Here is a 22,328-nt window from a genome sequence, read left to right as displayed (position 1 = left end):
ACTCTATGCCGTAACCACGATGGTATGACTCATTTTATCATGCAACGCACGATAGAATCTATCCACAAATGCCACAATAAACCCAACATAAAGCACCGCTCCAAAGATACATTTTATTATCGCTCTTTTCATGCTTACATGCAAACTTGGCTTATCAAAACGATGAATATCCACAACCCTTATACGCAATATAATCTGCCCTAAAGTCGCCCCATAATAATACACAAAGAAGAAATAATACACAATCTCTAGCCCAATGTATATCGCCATATAAAGCAATAGTATCTCAAAGGCTTCTTTTGAAGTTTTACGCATATCTTCTAGTATTTTGCTATTATCTGTCGTGCTATTTAGCGTTGTTTGCGTGTTTGGCAAACTATAAGTTTTTTCAATCGTCTCTTTTGCAAGCACTAATCTTTCTTGCTGCGCTTGTGAAAAAAATAGCGTAATAACAAGACTTAATAGAATCATATCAATCAAATACGCACCAATTCTTAAACTAAGCGGTGCTATCTTGATATTTTCTCTAAATAAATCTTTTTCTAATCTATCCATAACCTTTCCTACTTTTTTATAATCTTATTTTATCGCCTTTGGTTCATAATCTTTAGGGCTAGATTCTTATGGAATCTATACTAGACATATCGCCATGTCATAATAGCTATTAGAATCTAGATTTATTGTCATTTTGGCTGTAAGTAAAATATCTTATGTCTAGTCTCCATCAGATGCTCTGCTTTCCTTCTATAGAGCAATCGCTAGACTCTAGAATCTACGAATTTGCGATTGTGCGGTATTTTCATATATTGTAGTGTGTCAATTAACTCTCTTTACTCCTTGCATTATATCCTAAAAATTATAAATTTTGTTTTTATATGTAAAATTATATGTAATTTTTAAGATGTTAATGTATAATTATGTTTCAATTCTAAACATAAAGGATATAAGATGAGTTTAAAAACTTTGGTAAATTGTTTATTTGTGGTGCTTTAGCTAGTGTATTTATTGCATGTGGTGGCGGTAATGATTATAAAGAGTTTGTAGCTGATATGGATATAGAAAAAAGGGCATTAGAAAGAGTTAAAGAGATGTATCCCAATTCTAAAATATATGACCCTGTATCTTTTGTAGGTGTTGCTAAAGGATTGCGGTATGATGACGATTTCAAGCCTGTGCCTAATTTTAATTATAGAAAATACTCTTTGTATGATTACAAAGATGAAAAAAGAACAAGTGCCTATCCTAATGACTATTATTACATTAAATTTATCGTTGAAAAAGAAAAAGATAAGTTTGTTTATGTGGGTATAGGTTGCCCTTTCACAAAAGATAAGCCTTGTATTAGTGCTGATAGGATTACCCACCCTAATGATGATATTTTGTATTTTGGTAAAAAGAATATACAAGAAGATTTAGTATTCTGTACTGATGATGAAAAAAAGAAAATAAAAGAAAGACACGAGCAAGCTGAAAAAATGAAAAAGCAACTTGGCTTGTAGTTTATTTTCAATCTTATTATTTTATTTTTATCCTTTAATTTAATCTTATAGCCTTATTTTAAAACATTATAAAGCTATAAGAATACTTTGTTATTTTATTTTTTTGGTTTTGGTTGGTGCGGTGTAGCTTTTGCCTCCATTTTTCCATCATCACTTTTTTTATCATCTTTATTATCTGGTTGTGGATTAGGTTTATTACCTCCTCCTAGTATTTTATTAGCTAAATGTTCTCCACCCACAGGTATCATTGAAGCTATACCTGCAAGTGCCGCTCTGCCTAAGCTTGCTCCTTTTGCCTTGCCCTCCATTGTTTTTCCTAATGCCTTGCTTCCCATTGCTCCTGCTGTTTGTGCCATTGCTGTAAGTCCTGTGCTATGATTTCCATCTCCACTTCCTATGATTTGTTGAGTCCATGTTGGAATCTTAGCTAAAGCTGCAATACCTATTAGAGTTATAACTATTGGTGTTATCATTGTAGCTATTGCTTCATAGGCTGACATATTTTCTGCTAATCCTGCCTGTTCTATTATGGATTTATTTCCATTAAAAATAACCCCTCCTACTAAAAATACAAATGGTGCTTGCAATGCAATACTTGCATAAAGTTTTAACCAACTGAAAAAATATCCTCTAAATTGTTTTATGATTAAGCATGGAATGAATAAAGGACATAATCCTAAAATTAATGAACTCATAAATTTAATTAGTATTGTAAAAATGACTAAAAATATAACAAACACATAGATAACTAAGAATGTTAATAAAGCAACTATAAGCATAACTATTGATGTCCCTATATTATCCATATTGAATTTTATTGCATCAAATATGCTTGATGTTGATAGAATTGTTTCACTTATTCCTTTATCTAGGTTTAATGCTGAACCTCCCCCATTTTTAATACCTTGATACAAGTATTCTATGGGTAATTCTACAACGCCTATAAAGCCTAAATAATTATTATAATTTGCAAATATTGCAGTTAAAAATACATAGGTTATTAGCCATATACCTATCTGCTTAAAGTCATTCCTATTCCATTCATTTCCACCTGCTATTTTTAGATATACATAAACACACGCACATACTGCTAATAAAACTTGAGATAAGGCATTATTCCATACCATTTGTGCGTATCCATATATATTTGCTTGCACTCCGCTTAATACTTGGCTCATAAGCCCTACGACTTTAGAATAGACATTTACTTCAGTTGCCATTTTTTGTTTCCTTTTTTATTTTTTTCTACATTAGTTTTTTTATTATAAATCTTATAATAAACCCCATAGTTCCACCACTACATGCTAGAAAAAGGATTAATGCTATTACGACTAACATTTGTAAGTCTGGGAAGAATTTCATTGCCATTTCAAATGAAAATTGTTTAACTGCATTCCACATTGCTTCCATAGGTATCCTTTCTTTTTATCCTTTAATCTTTCTTAGCTTTAAATTTTGGTAATCCTAAAGGGTCTTTATCATAATCTTTTGTTTTATCTAGCTTGTTATAAAAATCACTCTTTAGCTTTTTTTGAGGTTTATTGTTTTCATCGATTGGTTTTTGTGAATTGACTTCAAATATTGTTGCAAGCATTGCACTTGTATTTTGCATTAAGTCATATTGTTGCAACATAACATTAAGCATTGTTTGTTGTAATTCTAATCCTAATTCTATTTTCTCTTTTTCTGTTTTACCTGCGATTGTTCTCATGGATTTTTGAATATCTTTCATTTGATTGTCTAGGGCTTTCTTTTTTGATTTTTGCCCTGTTGAATATTGTGAATATGTCCTATTGACTTTTTGAATGGCATCTAATTGCCTATCTACCTTTCTATTTGTTGCTTGTTGTCTAAACTCATGCACTTGCTTCATTTTCTCTACATATTGTTCTTTGTTGCCATTGATTAAGGCTTGTTGTGCCTCTGTTGTCATATCTCTAGTAATTGTTTCCATATATTGCATATTGCTTAATGCTTCTAAACATGCTTGAGCCTCTGCATTTTCTTTTAAAACGCCTTTTAATTCCTTTGAAGTTTTGCTTATAAAATTTGCAAAGTTTTGATTTAAGCTTTTTAGACTCTCACATTGTGATTTTGCTGAACTAAACACATTCTCTAAGTTATTGAGATTTCCTAAATTTTCTGCCATATTTGTTAAGTCGTCCCAACCTCCTTTGAGTGAATCTAGCATACTATTAATTGCACCCAAGTCAATCCCCATTTGTTCTAATTGCTTTTCATACATCATAATATCTTTTAACTGCTGGACATATCCTGATCTAATCTATTAAAAAATCGCATTCTTGTTTGTGCTAATTCTAGCTCATTATCTTGCGTAGCACCTGCATAACTTATACCATCTAGCTTTAATCCCGCACAAATATTGCCATCTCTTGTGTTACCTTGTCTTTTAGATTTCCTAAGTCTGCAAATGCAATGGGGGTGCATAGTAAAAAACAAAAGAGTATGGCAAGATTTCTTTTTGTGCTAGACTTGATTTTTGCTATCACATTTTTAATATTTTTTAATATGTTGTATCCTTTGGTAAAAATTCAAAAACTACTATTAAAGATTGACACAAAAAACAGAAATTTTGCGTATGTATTTTGTTACCATTATTTTTTAAGTGATGAAACTACTTGTATAAGGGAGTTTGCTGGTATGAAAAAAATTAATTTTGCGTGTATTTTTTGATTAAAAAGTGGCTATTTTTTTGAAAAAATTATATATTTCTTTATATATTTTTTTTATATGCAAGAAAAAATTACATGTAAAATTAATCAAAAAATATCAACAAAAATCTATGTTTCTTGTATCAAAAATGTTGCTCGTATGAATGTGAATTTTACTTGTATATTTTTATAATATTGGCATGTATCAAAGATAGAACTTGTATGTTTGAATAAATACTTCTCATGTAAATATTTAAAGCGTGTATTTAAAAATTTTTCTTGTATTGAGTGTCATTTGCTTGTATGAATACATTTAGCGTGTATGAAGTGATTTTCATATTTCAAGTTTAGAAAGTAAATATTGCGTGTATATAGATTTTACTTGTATCAAAAAATATTGCTTGTATAAGATATTTTCCTTATTCTATTTGCTTTTTATCACAAAAAATATGATAAAAAACATATATAGCTTGAATGCCCTACCACACGAAGTTTCCCCCTATATTTGTATATACAAAAGGGTTATCCTGCCACTACTACTGACTAAAATATTGTGTTAAAACTTACTCTTATTTTGTTATAATGGGTATATTTGAATTTAATGCTGTGTTTATGGAGTTTTACATGGCTTTATTGGTATATTTTTAAGGAATAGTTTCAATGTCTTATAGTCCATATAAACAATTTGATTTAGTCTTTAAAGCATTTGAGAATATGCAAAAAGATAAATATGTTTTTTTTGGGAGGATAAAGATACTAGAATACAAAAACGATACCCTAAAATTCCACACGAAAAAGCTAAGGATAGTTATTTATTTTTTGTAAGCGACCTGCTAGACATTTCAAGGCAAGTTGTTGTAAAAACACTCTCTAATTTAGATAAAAGAGGGACATATAACGCTATTAGTTATGTTATTAGACATTCTGATTCAAGCTATGCCATTGATGAACTTGGAAATTCTGTATCTCTTAAAGAAATAATGAGTGATTGGAAAAATGATTTTGGCACTCATAAAAATTCTAAAGATAGTTGGCATTTATGTTTTTCTATCAATGAGGAACTAACTGATAGAAATATAAAAGCTTTACAAGAGAGTGTTAAGGCTGTATTAGAAAAACATTTTTACGCACATAAATATATTCAAGTGTTGCATACTCATCAAAATAATCCGCATATACATGTAGTTGTTAATAAAAGAAATATGATTACACATAAGAAACTTCATTTTAAAGAAAAAAGTGATATTAGAGATTTTTTTACTGATATTAAAAATGATTTTGCAATGGCTCTAAACTCTCATGGTTTATATTATTCTCACGCACAAAGAGTAGAGAGAGAAAGTATATTAAGTAAATCTAGCTTTTTAGATACCATAGGGCATAATGATTATTATAAAGATACGATAGAACAATTAGATAAAGATAGAGATAGATTACTTAAAAAAAGAGATAGTATAAGCAAAAAGACTGATATATTAAATGATGATTTAAAAGATTTACAAAAGCAAAGAGATGAGTTACAAAATATAATTGATGATATAAAATTACAAGAGTTATATTTTCATGTAGAAAAATCAAAGGTTTTAAAAGAAGTAGAAAAGATTCTAACTTCAAATAAAAAGGATAAAAAAGCAATAGGGGCTTTGTTTGATAGTATTCCGCAATACCCTGATAAATCTGTTATGTTTTTTGCATTAAAACAGATTAAAGAGATAAGTAAAACTATAAAAGCAAAACGCCATGAAAAAAGATTATTATCTAAAGATTATAATTCTATTGATAAACATATTAGAGAAGTAGAGAGAGAAGCAAGATACCATAGGCAAGAATTTTCAAAAGATACAGATGATAAAGCATTAGTTACTAAAGCTAAAGAGAGATATTTAGATTTTATACTTAAACATACAAGAGGTGCTACAAAATCTCAATTAGATGTTGCTAGGAATATACAAAATCAAATACGAGAGGAACAAAAAGCTTTAGAAAAAAATTTATCAATGCAAGAACAATTTGATAATCTTTTATTGAAGCATTTTAATATACATACAAATACTTTTAGTCTTATCTATGCATGTAAAAATTTAGATAAAAAGATGAGAAGTTTGCATAATATGGATAAATATGCTCTTACCGATTCTAAGATTTATGATAATTACTTCAATACGCTTAAAGAAAATAGTGTTGTGCTAGATAAAATTGTTAATGAAAAGCTTTTGCATTATGAAAGTATTCTTACAAATGAAAATGAATGGAGTAAGTATAGCCTCAAAACATTGAATTATTATCACAAAGAGTTTATTGCACTTGTTACTTATTTAGATAACAAAGAATATCAAATGAGTGAAAATGATAAGAATGAATTGAAAGATAAAATAGATACTTATATGGTAAAAAAACAAGCTGAATTTAAACAGAAACAAGAACAACAAGATAAGTTACAATACTATAAAGATTTTATTGAGTGGTATATACAACAGAATAAATTTTCAAGCCCTGATTATATTAGAAAGAGTTTAACTGAAAAGGCTAAGAATAATACGATAGAACAATATTTTATACAATATAATGACAGCGGGTTACTTGATTATATGGTGTATTTAAGGCAAAAAGAAAAAGAGAAAAAGGATATTACTGCAACACAAAATGTTTCAAAAGATACTCCAAAAGAGTTGCAAGAGTTACCTGAATCACAATTAAAAGAGAGTAAGGAATTTTATAGGCAATTTGTAGAATGGTATGCAAAGGAATTTGATTTCAATGATGATATACCCTTAAAGGAACATTATTTGAAAAAAGCTTTAAGTGGTGAGTTAGAAAATTCATTTGCTAAACAATATAACACTGCCATAGATGATTTTTACCCCAACATTAATCAAGGCTACTACATGCTGGAGTTATTAAGCGTGTTGTGTGTTTGCAAAGGCTTTAATATGCTTTTATGTGTGGCTCCGTATGCAAACATTGCAAAGCACAATAACACTAAGCAAAGTTATACAAAGTTATAAGGTAAACAATAATAACATACTTGCTAATGCTTTGATTGATTATATAGCTTGTATTGATAGTGTGAGTAATATTTGCATAAAATATAATATTGCAAGACAAGCATTTTATAAGTGTAAAGGCAAGTTAGATTTAATGACACTAAGGATAGTTTATATATGAGACATATTATTACTTATGCTATATTTGTGTGCTTAATGCTGTTATCTAAATAGTCAAAGCTAAAAGCAAATAAGGATTAATAAGGGTAAAAAAATAAAGAGATATTGATTTAAAAGGAAGAACAAACCAGCAAATTTTTATAATATTATTACCTATATGCTTGATTTGTCTTTTTTCGATTGATAGAAGTGTTTGCAATGTTGTCCAGTCATTAAAAAACTTTTATTTTATATATTACACGGATTGGTATACAAAGCAAAAAAGCCTTATATGATATGCTTAAAAACATATTGATAACTTTGTAAGCCCAATAATACTTTACTTGATTATGTAAAATTTCCATGCGAAAAACTTTTTATTGTCTTGTTTTTATTTGCTATATGCTTTATTGATTACTTCTTATATTTTTGCCATAATTTATATTAAAATGTGTTAAGATATTTGATATTTGCTAGCAAGGCTTTTTATAACAATATTCAAAAATTGCTAACTATAAAACGGCGTGATACGCTAAGCAACAATACACAATTATTGCAATAATCACATTCTGTATATTCTGTGTGAGTGTAGCAATCATTGCAATTTACACAATATAGACAAATTAGTTAAAATGATATGTTTAATGAAGTTTTAAGCACTGATAACACTAAAAACGACTACAAGGCACCAGTGTGCTATATTACAAGCAAGCAATGATTTACTACATGCAAATAATGATGTATTCAATAGCAATGTTATGCTGGATAGCGGCAACTTAATTTTAGATAATGATTTTTTGCAAGTATCGCAGAGGATAAGAATGTAAATGATATATATAACGACTTAATGGCTTGTAATGCTACTTTAAGCAAGTAATGAAACTAACACGCTACATACAGAATTAATACTTAATGATAGCTTTGCGTGTGATAGTAAAGTGGGCAGTATAAGCAATATTTAGTTATGTTGATATAGCAATAATTTGGGCAATGACTAATATAGACTCTTATGGCATTAACATATAGAAATCAAATTATTAAATACTAAATGATGTGGCACTTGCAAACTTTACAATAATCAACACAAAAAACCTTAAATGCCAATGAAATAAGAATGGACTTTTAGGAGTTTGTGTGTAAGCATATATATATATATGCTTACATGTGAGTATATGCGTATGTAATGTGCATGCTGGTGTTTATGTATGCTTTGACTGCTTATGCTTGTTGGCTCTTGTGCGGCATACAACAAAGTTATTGGCTATACATGCAAAGCCATAAAGCAATATGCAATAAAGCCTTAATCATTTAACCTTAAACCAATAATCTAACATTTGCAACACATGCAAACAATACAAAATAAAGTCATAAGCATCGCCGCATTAATGCACCCAATAACACTTAACACTGCTTGCATAATTCAATCATATGTTTATTACAAGTTAATCATAAGCCAATCATGTTTGATTGAGTCTGGAATAAAGTATTGACAAAAACGATAATTTTACAATGTTTCGTTACGGTGCTTTATGAGGTCAAATACAACATATAAATATGCAAGGATTACATAAAGAGATTTAGGTTTAGCTATATGCTTCGCTAGTTCAGAACACTAAAACACTTCACAGCCATTAAAAACATAAAGATAGCAGCTTAATATATTAGGCAAATTATAGCCATCATGAATCTAAAGACTTACCCCCCCCCCCCATTGTTAATGCTATTCTCAATATTTGAGATTACATTTGCTGCATATTTTAATCGTTGATTATCAAAATGTGTATAGATTCTGCTTGTCTCAACGCTACTATGTCCTAAGCTTTCTTGCACTAAAATGAGATCTTTACTTTTATTATAAAGCATAGTTGCAAAGCTATGTCGTAATAAATGCGCTCCATTTTTCGCCTTACGGATACCCGCACTTAAAAGCAAGTTCTCAATAACCACATAAATATAAGATTGTGCAGGGACATGAAACTTTTTATTAACAAATAATGGCATATCATCAGCTACATGTGGAAAAGTCGCACGCATGGCTACCCAGTTATTATAATATTCTTCTATCAGCGTTTTTGCGATAAAGACAATACGCATTTTATTACCCTTACCACGCAAACGCAATACATAATAATCTCCCTCCAAAGACACATCTTTATAACCAATCTCAAGTATCTCACTCACACGCGCACCGCTATACACAATCATTAGAATGATGAGCTGATTTCTAAGTCGCACAACTGAATTTATATGTTTTTGCTTAATGTCATAGCTTTTTAATGCGTTTAAAAACGCATTTAACTCCGCTTCCGTTAAAAACTCGGGTAAATCATGAGATACCGATCGCTTAGATAGCACGATGTCCATATTATAGACATGGGCTGCACCATTTTCTAATGTATTTTGCTTTTGTATGAAATCAAAAAAGTTTGTCAAGGCAAACTGATAATTGCGTATTGTTGTAAGACTTAGATTTGCCGTATAAATGCTTAAAAACTCTTGCACATTCTCAACATGTATCTCACGCATATCCGAGAATCCAAGCCGCATACAATACTCATAAAATGTAAAAAGTGGATTTGCATAAGTATTAATGCCTAGCAAACCTATCTTTCTCGCTCTTTTGCAAATAGATCGAATCTCATCGATTGAGTTTAGTCCCCCACTTTGTATATCTTGAATAACCTGTGCGAATACCGCTTTATCTTTTACTCTATGTGCGGTTAATCCAACAAGCTTTGCATAAAAAAATCGCTCCAACCAAAATCGCAATGAAATATCAAATGATTCTCGATTGAGTGGATAAGACATAATGAATTCCTTATAACAATTATCTTTAAAACTTTTAAAACAAAACAGCTAAAGAGCCGGCATATAATCTGTTGGCGAACTTGCAGTGGCAAATGGCTTCTTTGCTATGCGGCCAGCTTCATAGCTTAATCTACCGCCTTCAACTGCAAGTTTCATAGCTTTTGCCATTTTCACTGGATCTTTTGCTTGTGCTATGGCAGTATTACTTAGCACACCATCTGCCCCAAGCTCCATAGCGATAGCCGCATCACTAGCACAGCCCACACCAGCATCTACAATCACAGGGATTTTCACCGCTTCTTTTATAAACATAACATTAAAGCGATTTTGCACCCCAAGCCCACTGCCAATAGGTGCAGCAAGTGGCATGATCGCTGCAGCCCCAGCGTCCTCTAGCTTTTTTGCCATAATAGGATCATCATTTGTATAGACTAGAATCTTAAAGCCTTTATTTGCTAGAATCTTTGTCGCTTCTAGTGTTTCTATCACATCAGGATAAAGCGTCTTTTGCGTATCACCGATAATCTCTAGCTTGATAAAATCAATCCCAGTGCCTTCTCTCACAAGCTCAAACATACTCACCGCTTCTCTTGCAGTGGCGCAACCAGCAGAGTTTGGCAAAAATGAAATATTGGTATCCCTAAAATAGTCCATTAGATTTGGTGCATTTTTATCTAAGATATTCACGCGTCTAACCGCAACGGTTATCATCTCAGCACCACTTGCAAGTGTCGCCTCTCTTGTAATCTCAAAGCTCTCATACTTTCCGCTACCTACAATCAAACGGGAGTGAAAGCTCTTCCCTGCAATAACTAATGACATTTTGTAATCCTTAAGAATGCAATAAAAGTTTTGGAATAAAGTGATTGTATTATAACACAGAATCAACAATAACCAGTGCCGCAAACTACAAAAAAAAAAAAAACGATTTGCCTTATTTTTAAGTATCGATATTTGTAATTTTTATTAGATAATAATAAGATAAAATATAACTTATATTATTAGCAATCATGTCATAGAATTATAATGCTACATAACCTACGGAAAATGCAATTTTTAAGCTAATATTTATGATAAATACAAATCATAATATACAAAAAAAAACTTGACATCTTTTTGATAGAATGCCACATATCCCTTAGCGACCAAAACTAGAGTTGGGGGATATACATTATATTATATTAAAAGGACAAATCATGGAAGTAAAATTTAAAGGCACTCCAGCAAAACTAAGTAGCAATACAATTAAAGTTGGCGATAATGCCCCAAAAGTAGCTCTTGTAGCTAAAGACTTATCACAAGTAGAAGTAGGTGGTGCAAGTGGAGGCTGTCAAATTATCAATGTCGTGCCAAGCCTTGATACAGGTGTATGTGCGACACAAACGCGTAAATTTAATGAAGAAGCAGCGAAACTAGCAAATGCGAAGGTGTATGTTGTATCTTTGGATTTACCTTTTGCACAAGGCAGATTCTGTAGCACTGAAGGCGTTGAGAATGTAATAGCACTTAGTGATTTTAAAGCAAAAGACTTTGGCAGGGCGTATGGGTTGATTTTAGAATCTTCTCCACTTGCAGGACTGCTTACTCGTGCGGTGATTGTGGTAGATCCACAAGGCAAAATCGCCTATGTAGAAGTATGCGAAGAAATCACAAATGAGCCAGACTATCAAAAAGCACTTGGAGTAGTGAAGGGGTAAGTTTTAAGCTTCATAGAAACTAGTTGTATCGGGTGTATGCAAGACATCTCACATGGATTCTAAAATGGGGTTTGTGTTCGAATAGTGGATAGCATAATGTAATTTTACTATATGTTGCATTGACTAGGCGAGATATCTGAGATTCTGAAACTACCCCCATCCAATACTTTAATATCAAAGTGTGAATCTAAAATAATCAAATGGCACACATAACTTCAAGTTGAGACACACTAAAAAAATGAAACTAATATTTCGGCAATCGATTCTATATTTTATATAATATGTAAATATATGTAAAAATTTTATGCTACACAATAACACAGCGTTATTAAAGTTTGAAAATCACAAAATAAAACGATAATATTTCATACTTAAACAACACGCCAAAATACATACAAGGAAGCAATATGCAGTTATCAAAGTTTAGCGATTATTCATTTCGGGCATTAATCTATCTCGCACAGCACAATAATACATTAAACACTATAGAAAACATGGCAAGCGAGCTTAAAATCTCACAGAATCATCTCAAAAAAATTATCCACAAACTATCAAAAGGTCAGTTTATAAAGACTTTTAGGGGGCGGGAAGGTGGCATAAAACTTGCTAAAAAGCCAAAGGATATTGGGCTTGCTGATGTGCTGCTTTACACAGAGATAAATACTGATTTTGTTGAGTGTTTGAAGCATAATTCTAAACACACGGAATGCCCTTATCAAATCAATTGCAATCTCAAATCAATCATTCATAAAGCAAAAGATGCCTTCATGCAAGAGTTTCAAAAATATAGCTTACAAGATTTATTACAGATAGATGATTCTTTGTAACTATATTTTATAAAAATTATTAAAATAGCAACTTAATGCGAGACTTATCTAGCATTACTTTCATTTTATAAACCACAAGTGTATGCCGATATGTTACTATCAGTGAAAAAGGGTGGGTATGATACAGCCAACACACATTCAAAGCCTATTAAGTCAAATGGCAACAACCACAGGCAATAAAGAGATAAATGCTACTTTGCCTATGCTTTTACGCATACTTGATAAAAAAGGTGCTGATAAATATCTCGTGCAGCTTGGAAAACTCATCATTGAAACACAAAGCAACAAAGAACTTCAAGTTGGTACAAATTATTGGGCAAATGTTAAGCAAGGCAAAGATGGCTTACTCATTTCAGATCTTATTAAGCAGCCAAAAATGCTGGAGAATCTAGCACATGCAAAGCTTAAATTAAGCTCAAATGACTTAAAAGAATTATTGAGCGAAACGCATAAGGGCGGCAGCACACTAGAATCTGTTTTTAAAGAGTTTTTACTAGAGAGATTACCCCTTGCGACAAGTAAGCAGGAGTTTTTAGAGTTATCAAACTTGCTTATTGCTTTGCAAAATGGCGTATTTAGCATGGTGATAAAAGAGGATGATGGCAAAGAAAGCTTAGTGCAGCTTAAAAAACAAGTGGAATTTTTAGAATTTTATAGCATTTTTCATCATTTGGGTGAGATAAGCGGCATTGTATCGCTAAGTGAAGACAATAATGTGTGTTTGCGACTTTGTGTGATGAGTGAAAAGGTGAAAAAGATTCTTGAAAATAGGCTAAATGATTTGCAAGGGTTTGATGAGATACAAATTGATGTGGGTCAAAATGAACCTTTATGGGATTTAGAATCTTTTGAGCCTTCATATATTCTTAATCTTAGAGGTTAGATTCTTTTTTTGAAATCTTATCAGGTTAATCATATACAATTGATTTTAATGTTTTGTTTTGCTAAGTTACTATGTGAAACTCTGTGTCGTTGTTCAAAATTGTAAGTACGCAATCTTTAGGTTATGAAGTTATACTTGACTGCGCATCGTTTTTCATACGAGACTTATGAAATTTGACTTTGGAATCTAGTTACTGGTTTACAATACCAGACATTTTGGTTTTCAAGCATTCTTTACAAAACTATCAACATATAATGATTGTACAAAATTTTCTCAAAACCTTCTTGCAAAAATCATTTATTTGTCATAACGCTATCAAAAGCGCATATTATAATTTCACTTATTAGATTTTAGAACATAATCCAAAAACCAAACAAATGCAAAAATATGCAATCTTGTGATGACATAGTCTTGCAAGATAGTATAGAATTAAGAGAAGATATATAATTTAATCCCACGCATAAAGCTATGTTGGATCAATACCCAATCAACAGGTAAGCCAAAAATCTGCAAGGAAGTATGTCTTGCAATATTGGTAGCAGATTCTAATTGCTAAAAAAGTGAATGGTTAAAATCCACCACAAAAGAGCTTACACAAACCTATCATCAAGCATTGCAAGAATTTTTAGACTATCTTTTAAAACCTTTACAATGTTTAAAGACAATCTGTGGATTATGCGGGATAGATTATAAAAAAAAGTAGTGTAGTTGGGGATATTTTGAAAGAAGTGGCAAAGCGATTTAACATAAAAGACTTATGCGATAGCTTTTGTCAAAGTCAAGATGATAAAGAAAATTTAAGCAATTATGATGAGGATAATAGGGGAATCTTGACACAATAACAGAAGAAATCACGCAACACTTTATAATGAATATTATCATAATGATTGCATAGAGCGAGAAAGGTGAAAGCATAAGTGGTTATGATTTTAGTCGAGGTTATATATAAAAATTTATAAGCATTGATAAGACATATAAATATCTTAGGCACTTGCGACATAGCAAAGATTTGCGTAAAATCGCCGCATTACTTGGCAGAGAAGAGGAAAATGGAAACAATAAAATAGAGCATAGCAGTATAGACCAAAGCATAAAAACGCATAATCACAAAGAAGAGATGAGTGGGGTAACTTTAGGCAGAGATTTAGCAAATCTTTTACCACAGGAATTAGCTATGCTAAAAGATGAGAATCTAGAATTGCTTTTTAATCTCAAATACATTCAAAACCGCCTTTTTTGCTTTGAAAAGCAAGGCTATGAAACAATCCAAAAAGAGCATTATAAAATGGCAAAAAATGAAGGAGCGATGATAATCTGTGTGGATACAAGCTCTAGTATGCAAGGCACTCCAGAATACCTAGCAAAGGCTATAACGCTTTTTCTTGCTACAAAGGCAAAACCAAAGGCATAAAGGCAATAGATTCTATCTTTTAGATATAGATGGCAATCAGGTGAGACAACATTTTTTGATACACATTGGGCGTATAATACATGAACACAAAAAGCTCAAGTTTTGTATGCAATGGAGGATAGATTCTAGATTCTTTAGGTTTAGAATCTACACAATACAAATATGAGGTAAGTAATGGCAACAAAAAAAGCTACACAGGAAAAATTTGATTTTAAAAAGGTTTTTAAAAATTGTTACGCACCTAAACCGACTCCACAGTTTGTTTCTGTGCCTAGATTTTCTTTCATAAGTGTGCAGGGCTGTGGAAATCCAAATGAAGCAGATGGTGCATATCAGTCGGCATTGCAGTGTTTATATGCTCTCTCCTATACGATTAAGATGAGCAAAAAGATAAAAGCTTTAAAAAACTATGTGGAATATGTCGTGCCACCGCTTGAAGGCTTGTGGTGGGGCAGAGAGAATGGCGAAAGCAAAGAACATTTCAAATGGCAAGCAATGATAGCTCAACCAGATTTTGTAAGCCAAGAGATTTTTGAATACGCCACACAAGAAGTTGCAGCGAAAAAAGGTATAGATTCCACAAAGGCAAGTCTTATCCATTTCGAAGAAGGCTTGTGTGTGCAAATGCTTCACATAGGTTCATATGATGATGAGCCGCAAAGTCTTGCGAAAATAAAAGATTTTATGATGTGTAATGCCTTGCAAAATGACATTGGTAGTGTGCAGGGTGATTTTACACGCCTACACCACGAGATATATCTCAATAATCCAAATAAGACACCGCCCCATAAGTTAAAGACAATTTTGCGTATTCCTGTAAGAAAAATACAAGTTTAATAACAATTGATATTACAAGGTTCTCGCACTATTTAATATCCACAAATTTTAATGCCTTTTTGGAATGACTTAGATTCTAACACGCTACACATAAAGCACCATATTTAATGAAGCATGGGCTATTTGTATCGTAAAAAATAGTGTATATGTCATCAATAGTTTGAAATTTCATAAAACAATTCTCGGCGTCTATCTGTGCAATCTTGGCAAATCTTTTGTATATTCTTATTGCAGGTTGTAGCGGTATTGGCAAAAAGCTCACTACGAAGATTTGTATATGTAGATGAGAAAAATATCTCAAACATATTATTTTTATTGCAATCACCCAAAATAAAAGGCTTATGTGTTTCTTCATCGCTTCGTGTATGACAGCAAGGCATCACAAGCCCATTGTAATCTACATAAAAACTCATTGCAGACTGAAAACAGCCAGATTGAATATTGCGTTTTTGCTTCATAAAATCCAGTGAGCCACCCCGACTTTGTCCTGTAACATTTGGATTCCATGAGCGATAAAGTATTTCTAAACCCTCCATGACAAAACTCACGCAATATTCTTCTAAGGTATTCCACATAAGTTTGGATTCTAAGCCTAGTTTTTGCTGCATTTTCTCCATCGCTTTTATAACTTTCTCTCTATCATAATCCTTATTTGTAGGGTAATATGACATTAATATGTGTGTTACCCCAGCATCTCTTAATTCTTCAAAATATTCTTTTGAGACATAATCGCCGTTTGTAAAAATGCGGAAGCTTGCTTTTGGCAGTCTCTCCCTTGCTTGTCTCACACGCTTTAAAATCAGTTCTTTATTTGCCAAAGGCTCATTGAATCTATGAAAATTCAAAAACTTATCACAGTCAATTTCACTTAAATTATTAATAAGTTTTAGAAATACAGCTTCATCTAGCTCTATACTTTTACTTTTTCTGTCAATATGTGAGTTTGGGCAAAAATAGCAAGTGCGATTGCAAAAACTTGCGATTTCTATTTCTACAATTTGTAGATACTTTTTTAGAATCTTTTTTTGTAATTCTTTGTCTGTGATTGGTGTGCTTAATAGAGCTGTAGAATCTATTAGATTCTGTGTGTTGTATAGATTTCCCTCACTTCTTATGGCTCTATGAAGCTTTCTTTTAAAAGTAGCTGGCATATTTTTATAAACAGATTTTACAGCTTTATTCAGCATGGCTTATCTCTTCATTTAAAGTAAGCCGCAATTTACAAAAAAAACAAATAGTTAATAAATATCTTTAATATAAAGCAATATTATTTCGCCTATAAATACGCAATACCAATATTAAAAAAAAGTAAAATCAAATGTGCTAAACATAAATGGATAATATAGAATCAAAAATAAGGGAAGTGGGAATATTATAGAAATAAAGGGTAGTCGTGAGTGTTAATGCGTATCTAACAATACGCAAGGGCTATATGAAACCATAAAGTTCCATACAACCGCATTATTAAATGCACCTATTTTGTTTAGTGAATCTGCTTATCTCCACAATCATAGAGATCAGCATACACTTTGTAAGAAATGATTTGCCCTCTATCTTCTGGGACATCTTCCCAATCTGTGCAATCCATTTCTTTAAGATGTGATTTTGGGATAACCTTGCCTTTTTTATCTACTGGATATGCCCGGCATTTCATTTGCTCTTTTGAAATATGAATCATTATTTTCTGTCCATCTTTAATGGCATAAGTCAATTCATTTTTCAAATCATTAATCGCACCCTGTCGTATTCTCTCTCTTGTAACATGGCTTACCTTTCCTCTCACCTCATCATGCCCTTCCATCTCACCAACAATCTTGCAATGATATGCCTTAGAGCTTGCCATAGTTATCCCTCGTGCATTTTCACTCAACGCTTTTGGTTGAAATTCAGGTATATTTGGCTTTGGCTTCTCAAAACAACCTGATAAACTCATGCAAACACCTATACTACACCCTATCTGTATGTCAACCTTTACCATTTTGCGATACATATAACAAACCTTTAACTTGAATTTAAAAAACCTTTTACTTTGGAGAGCGTATTCTACAAAAAAAACAAAGTCAAGCATGTTTTACTTTTCTTTAAACCAGGCACATGGTTTCTTATTGTTTATGTTGAACATTGTGTGGTTGTAAAACATAATATTGGAATTTACTTCATGGCTACACCATACCAACCGATACAAGCTCCCCCCCCTTTAGCTTTGCGATATTTTCATGCAAAGCCTTTATTTGCTGGAATTTTAGATTAGATTCAATAGATGACATCGCAATTTTTGGTAGCATATCCTGTGCGTATTGGAGTAAGAATATACGCAATTGTTCTTTAAACTCTTCGTCATTTAGAATCTTTGCCTTCGTTTTAAATCGCAAAGCATAGATTCTATCATTATCATAATCCTGATTGCAAATGAGTTGAAATTCGTCATAATATGTTTGGAAATGCTCTTTTGTTAGAAAATTAATCGCAAGATAGAAATGCTCTTTATGTTCTAGCATATTATATAAAATGCTTTCTTCAGCAAAGTTATTTGTGCTTTCTTTTGGCATTTCTATATGATTTGTAGATTTACTTTTTATGTCTAAATAAATGGGACTAATCTGTAATAATGAAGCGCATTTTTGCTTATATTCATCTTGCAAAAAGGGTGTAAGGGTATGCAAATATTCTTTGCAAACTTTTAGTGCATTTTGCTTTTGCATGGGATTATTTATATCAAAATCTTTAATGATATGTCTTAGCACAAATTCTACAAAAGGCATTGCCTTGTTGAGGGCATCTTTAAAAAGATCTATTTTATTTTGTGCGATCATATCTGCTGGGTCTAGCCCATCTTTTAGTATAATGACACCACCATCTTTGCTATTTTGTGAAAGAAATTTTGCTGCTTTAAATGCGGCATTAATCCCTGCATTATCACCATCATAACACATATATATTCGCGGATTATCCTTGTTTAAGAGATATAAATGCCCCTCATTTAAAGCCGTCCCAAGTGTCGCCACCGCATTTTTAAATCCTGCTTGATGTAGCATAATCACATCAAGATAGCCCTCACATACAATAATGCTTTTTTGCTTATAAATCATCTGCTTTGCTAGATGATAGCCATAGAGAATCTTTGACTTGTTAAAAACCTTGCTTTGCGGGGAATTAAGATATTTTGCCACATTTTTATCAGCACTTAAAGTCCTGCCACCAAAGCCCACAACAACGCCTGTGCTTGAATGTATAGGGAAAATAATGCGATTTGCAAAACGCGCATAATCTCTGTCATTTCCCTGTGTTAAAACACCATATTCAATGGCTTCCTTGCGACTTAGCTTCTGTTCGTCAATAAACCTCAAAGTATCATAGCTATTGCCGCTATATCCTATCTCAAACTCATTGATAGAATCTTCATTAATAGCGCGTGAAAAAAGATACTGCAACATATCATTATGTTTGAAAAGCTTATTATGATAGAATAAGGCAAGAGAGGGCAAGAGATTGCTTTTTTTTGTTTCAGTATAACCCTTTTCATAGACTAATGTTATATTAAATAAAGCGGCAATTTTTTGAGCTGCATCATGGAAAGATAATCGCTCGTATTCCATAACAAAGCGTATTGCATTTCCACTTGCACCACACGCATGGCAATGATATAAGCCTTTTATCGCACTGATTGACATGCTAGGTGTCTTATCATCATGGAAAGGGCATAATGCCATAAAGTTTGCACCAACTTTTCGCACATCAATGTATTGTGTGATAACATCTACAATATCAATTGATTCATGTAAATGGGCTAAACTTGCTTCTGTGAATCTTGCCATTTTATCCTTCTTTAATGTTTCTAAAATGATATTGTAGCTAGTTTTGGGCGAGATAACCCATATGTAGCATAAGTATAATGTAGTGAGATAAAAAATTTATTTTTTCAATGATTTATTTATGGCTTTGGCTATCTTTTAAGGCGATATATCTTAAAGAGTTCTTAAGATATATTAGAGATGTTAGATTAATCAATCTAGCATAAATTCGTATCACTAAAACTTCTTACTTGCTAATTGTGTGCTTACACTCTCTACAATCTCATAAATCTTAGCGCCGACTTCATGTGTGCTATCAGCTATATCAGCATTTTCCTGTGTTGCTTGTGATATTGCAGAAATATTATCATTGATATGCAATATCTTATCGTTTTGCTCAGAAATAAGGCTTGAAATATCCATGATTCCCTGCGTTAATATCGTAGTGTTTGCTTCTATCTCACCCAAACTTTTTTGCGTTCTCTCTGCGAGTTTTCTCACTTCATCGGCTACAACTGCAAAGCCTCTGCCATGCTCTCCTGCCCTTGCTGCTTCAATCGCTGCATTCAATGCTAAAAGGTTGGTTTGATCAGCAATATCTCTAATAATGCCAATCACACTTTTAATATCTTCACTTTGCTTAATGATAGATTTACTTTGCTCATTAATATTACCAATAGATTCTGTAATATGTGCGATCGAACCAGCTGTATCTTCTACGCTTTGTGCTTGCTGCATACTGCTTTTATGTAGGTTTCGCGTATTATCATCTAAGCTTTTGCTATAACTTGCAAGTTTGTCAATTAGTCCCGCATTCATTTTTAGCATATTTGCAAATTGTGCTATTGCGATATTAATACCTGTTTCAATACCAACTGGCTCATTAATCTGTTGTGAATAGTCTTCTTTAGAAACTGCATCAAGCACAATATTAATACGCGCAATATCTGCACAAATATTTTTCTTTAAAATACCGCTCATTGTATTAAGTGCATCAACAACGCCTTGCAAGTTTGGATTATTGCTTATAACATCAATTTGAGATCCAAACCTACCATCTTTTGCTTCTGCAATAAGATTATTTATGCTTTGTAAAAGACTTTGTTCATCATGTCTTAATGCAACGATTTCTTCAACTTCTTTATTGATTCTATGCGACATTTTGCCAAACTCATCTTTATTTTTTATAAGCGTTGTCTTTGGTGGTGTTTTGCTTTGATAGCTTAGGAATTTAAAGAATGCACTTAAATCAGATTCTATAACATTTAATGGTTGCAAATTTCTACGCACAACAAAGATGACAACTGCCCCAGCAACGATAATAATACCCACAAACCACACAACATTTGATAAAAATAATCCAATTAAATGTGGCTTATATTCGTTCTCGCTACTCACAATACATACAGACCAATCCAGTGAAGACTGCTGACAGATTCCATGCTTCTTATCACTCTTCACTCTCTCCCATGCGATAGAAATCAAATGGCGCTCCACTTTTAGCAGCAGCCTTTCCAACAGAAAGTGAATGCTTTGCATCTGGATTACCCTCTGCCATAACAAAGCTTTGATTTGGATGCACATAGAAAACATCTCTAAAGATAGAAACTTCTCTTTTATCCGTTTTTATTGCGCGTATATCTGCAGCAAACTCAACTAAATCTACATCAACGCCAACCGCCCCAACGACATTATTATCTATCTTAATGGGTGCAAATATGGTAATAACGCCATTCCCGTTACTTACATCTTTATATGGCTCTGTATTGCCTACCGATTGTGTTTGCAATGCTTGCTGAAACCATGGACGCTCTCTTGCATCATATACCCTACCATCGCTATATTTCATGGTCCTTACTTTGTATTCTTCAGCCTTTGGTGCGGTATATGTGAATCCATCATTACTCCAAGACACATAAACCTGCAATACACCAGACACCATAGCCATGCTATGTAAATATGCAGGCAAACTACTTCTTGTGAAGAATTGTTCGTGATTACGCGAGAGATCCTTTGCTACTTTTTCTGCAAAATCAAACTGCCTTTTCATAAGGATATCAACATAAGTTGTCATGACCTTTACGCGATTATTGTTTTCAGCAATACTATTCTCAATAAACATATTGCGTTGTTTTACATACTCCACTACACCAAAAAAGGTAAAACACAACACAAGCACAATAACGATACTTAATGACATTTTCCTTGACATAGTCTAACTCCTTAATTTTTCCATCAACTACTTTGTGTTAGCCTAACATTAGCCAAAAATCAAACATTAAAAATATGAAAACTAAATACACATGTTACTAAAAATATTCAAAGTTAAGTGTTACGAAAATACCACAAATATTTCTTTGAAACACAAAACTATGCTTCTTTTAGCAACATAATGTAATATTTTAATGAGTATTACAATAAGTTATGTTTATATAAACATAAATCTTTTATAAATACGCATTAATAACCAGATTATAAAGCTTTCCTTATTTTTAATGGCAGAAATTATACATTAAAAAAATACAAATCACACATATTTTTTGCCATAATCTAGTTATTTCAACTATAAAATTTTGCTATTCCTACAGCTTTCATAACTCCCTGCACATAATTAATATAATAATAAGAACATTTTTTATAGTTAATATTTTAATTATGAAAAAATAATAATGTAGAATATTTTTACATTATTATTTTTAAAAATCTCTTGACTCACATTTTCTTGTTGTGGTGCAATATGCAGATAATTTAGAAGTATGG

The 22,328-nt window shown here is 32.1% G+C and carries 19 protein-coding genes and 1 pseudogene; 8 read left to right on the top strand and 12 right to left on the bottom strand.

Annotated features, from left to right (window positions below; translation table 11 throughout):
* Nucleotides 1-3: 3 nt before the first annotated feature.
* The gene (locus C6H08_RS08775) at nucleotides 4-555 is read right to left on the bottom strand and encodes an RDD family protein (RefSeq protein WP_034579253.1); all 552 of its coding nucleotides are present in this window, start codon (nucleotides 553-555) and stop codon (nucleotides 4-6) included.
* A gap of 416 nt (nucleotides 556-971) precedes the next feature.
* On the opposite strand from C6H08_RS08775, the gene C6H08_RS08770 reads away from it, so the two are divergent.
* Nucleotides 972-1,499: a hypothetical protein gene (locus C6H08_RS08770; protein ID WP_104686171.1), complete on the top strand. Its 528-nt coding sequence runs from the start codon at nucleotides 972-974 to the stop codon at nucleotides 1,497-1,499.
* Between the two features lie 95 nt (nucleotides 1,500-1,594).
* Here C6H08_RS08770 and C6H08_RS08765 read toward each other — a convergent pair whose 3' ends face one another.
* The 4 genes from C6H08_RS08765 to C6H08_RS11335 form a co-directional block, all read right to left on the bottom strand.
* Nucleotides 1,595-2,626 carry a type IV secretion system protein gene (locus C6H08_RS08765; protein WP_158656848.1) on the bottom strand — a complete coding sequence of 344 codons (1,032 nt, stop codon included), beginning with the start codon at nucleotides 2,624-2,626 and terminating at the stop codon, nucleotides 1,595-1,597.
* 118 nt (nucleotides 2,627-2,744) lie between these two features.
* Nucleotides 2,745-2,909 (bottom strand): hypothetical protein, encoded by a 165-nt coding sequence (locus tag C6H08_RS11340; protein WP_158656847.1) that lies wholly within the window; start codon nucleotides 2,907-2,909, stop codon nucleotides 2,745-2,747.
* Between the two features lie 22 nt (nucleotides 2,910-2,931).
* On the bottom strand, nucleotides 2,932-3,744 hold the full coding sequence (locus C6H08_RS08760) for a hypothetical protein (protein ID WP_034565403.1): 813 nt from the start codon (nucleotides 3,742-3,744) through the stop codon (nucleotides 2,932-2,934).
* Between the two features lie 11 nt (nucleotides 3,745-3,755).
* Entirely contained in the window at nucleotides 3,756-3,947 is a 192-nt protein-coding gene (locus C6H08_RS11335) for a hypothetical protein (protein ID WP_034565400.1), read from the bottom strand.
* A gap of 1,204 nt (nucleotides 3,948-5,151) precedes the next feature.
* Between C6H08_RS11335 and C6H08_RS08755 the strand changes: the two genes are divergently transcribed.
* Nucleotides 5,152-7,176 carry a relaxase/mobilization nuclease domain-containing protein gene (locus tag C6H08_RS08755; RefSeq protein ID WP_034565394.1) on the top strand — a complete coding sequence of 675 codons (2,025 nt, stop codon included), beginning with the start codon at nucleotides 5,152-5,154 and terminating at the stop codon, nucleotides 7,174-7,176.
* 1,833 nt (nucleotides 7,177-9,009) lie between these two features.
* On the opposite strand, the gene C6H08_RS08745 is transcribed toward C6H08_RS08755, so the two are convergent.
* Nucleotides 9,010-10,122 carry a tyrosine-type recombinase/integrase gene (locus tag C6H08_RS08745; RefSeq protein WP_052093080.1) on the bottom strand — a complete coding sequence of 371 codons (1,113 nt, stop codon included), beginning with the start codon at nucleotides 10,120-10,122 and terminating at the stop codon, nucleotides 9,010-9,012.
* A 48-nt stretch (nucleotides 10,123-10,170) separates the two neighbouring features.
* Nucleotides 10,171-10,944, bottom strand: a complete 774-nt coding sequence (locus C6H08_RS08740) for a thiazole synthase (RefSeq protein WP_034579185.1) — start codon at nucleotides 10,942-10,944, stop codon at nucleotides 10,171-10,173.
* A gap of 374 nt (nucleotides 10,945-11,318) precedes the next feature.
* Here C6H08_RS08740 and tpx point away from each other — a divergent pair, with 374 nt between their 5' ends.
* From tpx to C6H08_RS08715, 6 genes are all read left to right on the top strand, one after another.
* Nucleotides 11,319-11,819: a thiol peroxidase gene (tpx, locus tag C6H08_RS08735; protein ID WP_034563586.1), complete on the top strand. Its 501-nt coding sequence runs from the start codon at nucleotides 11,319-11,321 to the stop codon at nucleotides 11,817-11,819.
* Between the two features lie 407 nt (nucleotides 11,820-12,226).
* On the top strand, nucleotides 12,227-12,646 hold the full coding sequence (locus C6H08_RS08730) for an RrF2 family transcriptional regulator (RefSeq protein WP_034579355.1): 420 nt from the start codon (nucleotides 12,227-12,229) through the stop codon (nucleotides 12,644-12,646).
* A 118-nt stretch (nucleotides 12,647-12,764) separates the two neighbouring features.
* Entirely contained in the window at nucleotides 12,765-13,529 is a 765-nt protein-coding gene (locus tag C6H08_RS08725; protein ID WP_034563580.1) for a hypothetical protein, read from the top strand.
* Between the two features lie 719 nt (nucleotides 13,530-14,248).
* On the top strand, nucleotides 14,249-14,371 hold the full coding sequence (locus C6H08_RS12355; protein WP_267892896.1) for a hypothetical protein: 123 nt from the start codon (nucleotides 14,249-14,251) through the stop codon (nucleotides 14,369-14,371).
* A 149-nt stretch (nucleotides 14,372-14,520) separates the two neighbouring features.
* Complete coding sequence (locus C6H08_RS08720; RefSeq protein ID WP_052092791.1) at nucleotides 14,521-14,940, top strand: vWA domain-containing protein; 420 nt, start codon at nucleotides 14,521-14,523, stop codon at nucleotides 14,938-14,940.
* Between the two features lie 174 nt (nucleotides 14,941-15,114).
* Nucleotides 15,115-15,777 (top strand): GyrI-like domain-containing protein, encoded by a 663-nt coding sequence (locus C6H08_RS08715; protein WP_034563577.1) that lies wholly within the window; start codon nucleotides 15,115-15,117, stop codon nucleotides 15,775-15,777.
* A 152-nt stretch (nucleotides 15,778-15,929) separates the two neighbouring features.
* Here C6H08_RS08715 and C6H08_RS08710 read toward each other — a convergent pair whose 3' ends face one another.
* From C6H08_RS08710 to C6H08_RS12055, 5 genes and pseudogenes are all read right to left on the bottom strand, one after another.
* Nucleotides 15,930-16,964 carry a radical SAM/SPASM domain-containing protein gene (locus tag C6H08_RS08710; RefSeq protein WP_034579356.1) on the bottom strand — a complete coding sequence of 345 codons (1,035 nt, stop codon included), beginning with the start codon at nucleotides 16,962-16,964 and terminating at the stop codon, nucleotides 15,930-15,932.
* Nucleotides 16,965-17,260: 296 nt separating this feature from the next.
* Complete coding sequence (locus C6H08_RS08705; protein WP_233708548.1) at nucleotides 17,261-17,710, bottom strand: hypothetical protein; 450 nt, start codon at nucleotides 17,708-17,710, stop codon at nucleotides 17,261-17,263.
* Between the two features lie 229 nt (nucleotides 17,711-17,939).
* Entirely contained in the window at nucleotides 17,940-19,592 is a 1,653-nt protein-coding gene (gene dnaG / locus C6H08_RS08700; RefSeq protein WP_034563569.1) for a DNA primase, read from the bottom strand.
* 213 nt (nucleotides 19,593-19,805) lie between these two features.
* A pseudogene (locus C6H08_RS12580) lies at nucleotides 19,806-20,198 on the bottom strand (methyl-accepting chemotaxis protein); the annotation flags it as partial.
* Between the two features lie 820 nt (nucleotides 20,199-21,018).
* A complete protein-coding gene (locus tag C6H08_RS12055; RefSeq protein WP_233708547.1) occupies nucleotides 21,019-21,780 on the bottom strand; it encodes a PDC sensor domain-containing protein in 762 nt (253 codons plus the stop codon).
* Nucleotides 21,781-22,328: the final 548 nt, after the last annotated feature.

It is taken from the genome of Helicobacter bilis (assembly GCF_900198365.1).
GTDB classification, from domain to species: Bacteria; Campylobacterota; Campylobacteria; order Campylobacterales; family Helicobacteraceae; genus Helicobacter_A; species Helicobacter_A bilis_B.
Note: the sequence above shows the minus strand (reverse complement) of the source record. Positions and strands in the feature narration are given on the sequence as shown.

Bases quoted from the DNA above. Each gene is read 5' to 3' on its own strand.
- C6H08_RS12055 (WP_233708547.1), bottom strand. From the start codon at position 21,780: ATGTCAAGGAAAATGTCATTAAGTATCGTTATTGTGCTTGTGTTGTGT.
- C6H08_RS08705 (WP_233708548.1), bottom strand. From the start codon at position 17,710: ATGAGTTTATCAGGTTGTTTTGAGAAGCCAAAGCCAAATATACCTGAA.
- dnaG (WP_034563569.1), bottom strand. From the start codon at position 19,592: ATGGCAAGATTCACAGAAGCAAGTTTAGCCCATTTACATGAATCAATT.
- tpx (WP_034563586.1), top strand. From the start codon at position 11,319: ATGGAAGTAAAATTTAAAGGCACTCCAGCAAAACTAAGTAGCAATACA.
- C6H08_RS11340 (WP_158656847.1), bottom strand. From the start codon at position 2,909: ATGGAAGCAATGTGGAATGCAGTTAAACAATTTTCATTTGAAATGGCA.
- C6H08_RS08710 (WP_034579356.1), bottom strand. From the start codon at position 16,964: ATGCTGAATAAAGCTGTAAAATCTGTTTATAAAAATATGCCAGCTACT.
- C6H08_RS08715 (WP_034563577.1), top strand. From the start codon at position 15,115: ATGGCAACAAAAAAAGCTACACAGGAAAAATTTGATTTTAAAAAGGTT.
- C6H08_RS11335 (WP_034565400.1), bottom strand. From the start codon at position 3,947: ATGCACCCCCATTGCATTTGCAGACTTAGGAAATCTAAAAGACAAGGT.
- C6H08_RS08745 (WP_052093080.1), bottom strand. From the start codon at position 10,122: ATGTCTTATCCACTCAATCGAGAATCATTTGATATTTCATTGCGATTT.
- C6H08_RS08730 (WP_034579355.1), top strand. From the start codon at position 12,227: ATGCAGTTATCAAAGTTTAGCGATTATTCATTTCGGGCATTAATCTAT.
- C6H08_RS08765 (WP_158656848.1), bottom strand. From the start codon at position 2,626: ATGGTATGGAATAATGCCTTATCTCAAGTTTTATTAGCAGTATGTGCG.
- C6H08_RS08760 (WP_034565403.1), bottom strand. From the start codon at position 3,744: ATGTATGAAAAGCAATTAGAACAAATGGGGATTGACTTGGGTGCAATT.
- C6H08_RS08740 (WP_034579185.1), bottom strand. From the start codon at position 10,944: ATGTCATTAGTTATTGCAGGGAAGAGCTTTCACTCCCGTTTGATTGTA.
- C6H08_RS08725 (WP_034563580.1), top strand. From the start codon at position 12,765: ATGATACAGCCAACACACATTCAAAGCCTATTAAGTCAAATGGCAACA.
- C6H08_RS08755 (WP_034565394.1), top strand. From the start codon at position 5,152: ATGAGTGATTGGAAAAATGATTTTGGCACTCATAAAAATTCTAAAGAT.
- C6H08_RS08775 (WP_034579253.1), bottom strand. From the start codon at position 555: ATGGATAGATTAGAAAAAGATTTATTTAGAGAAAATATCAAGATAGCA.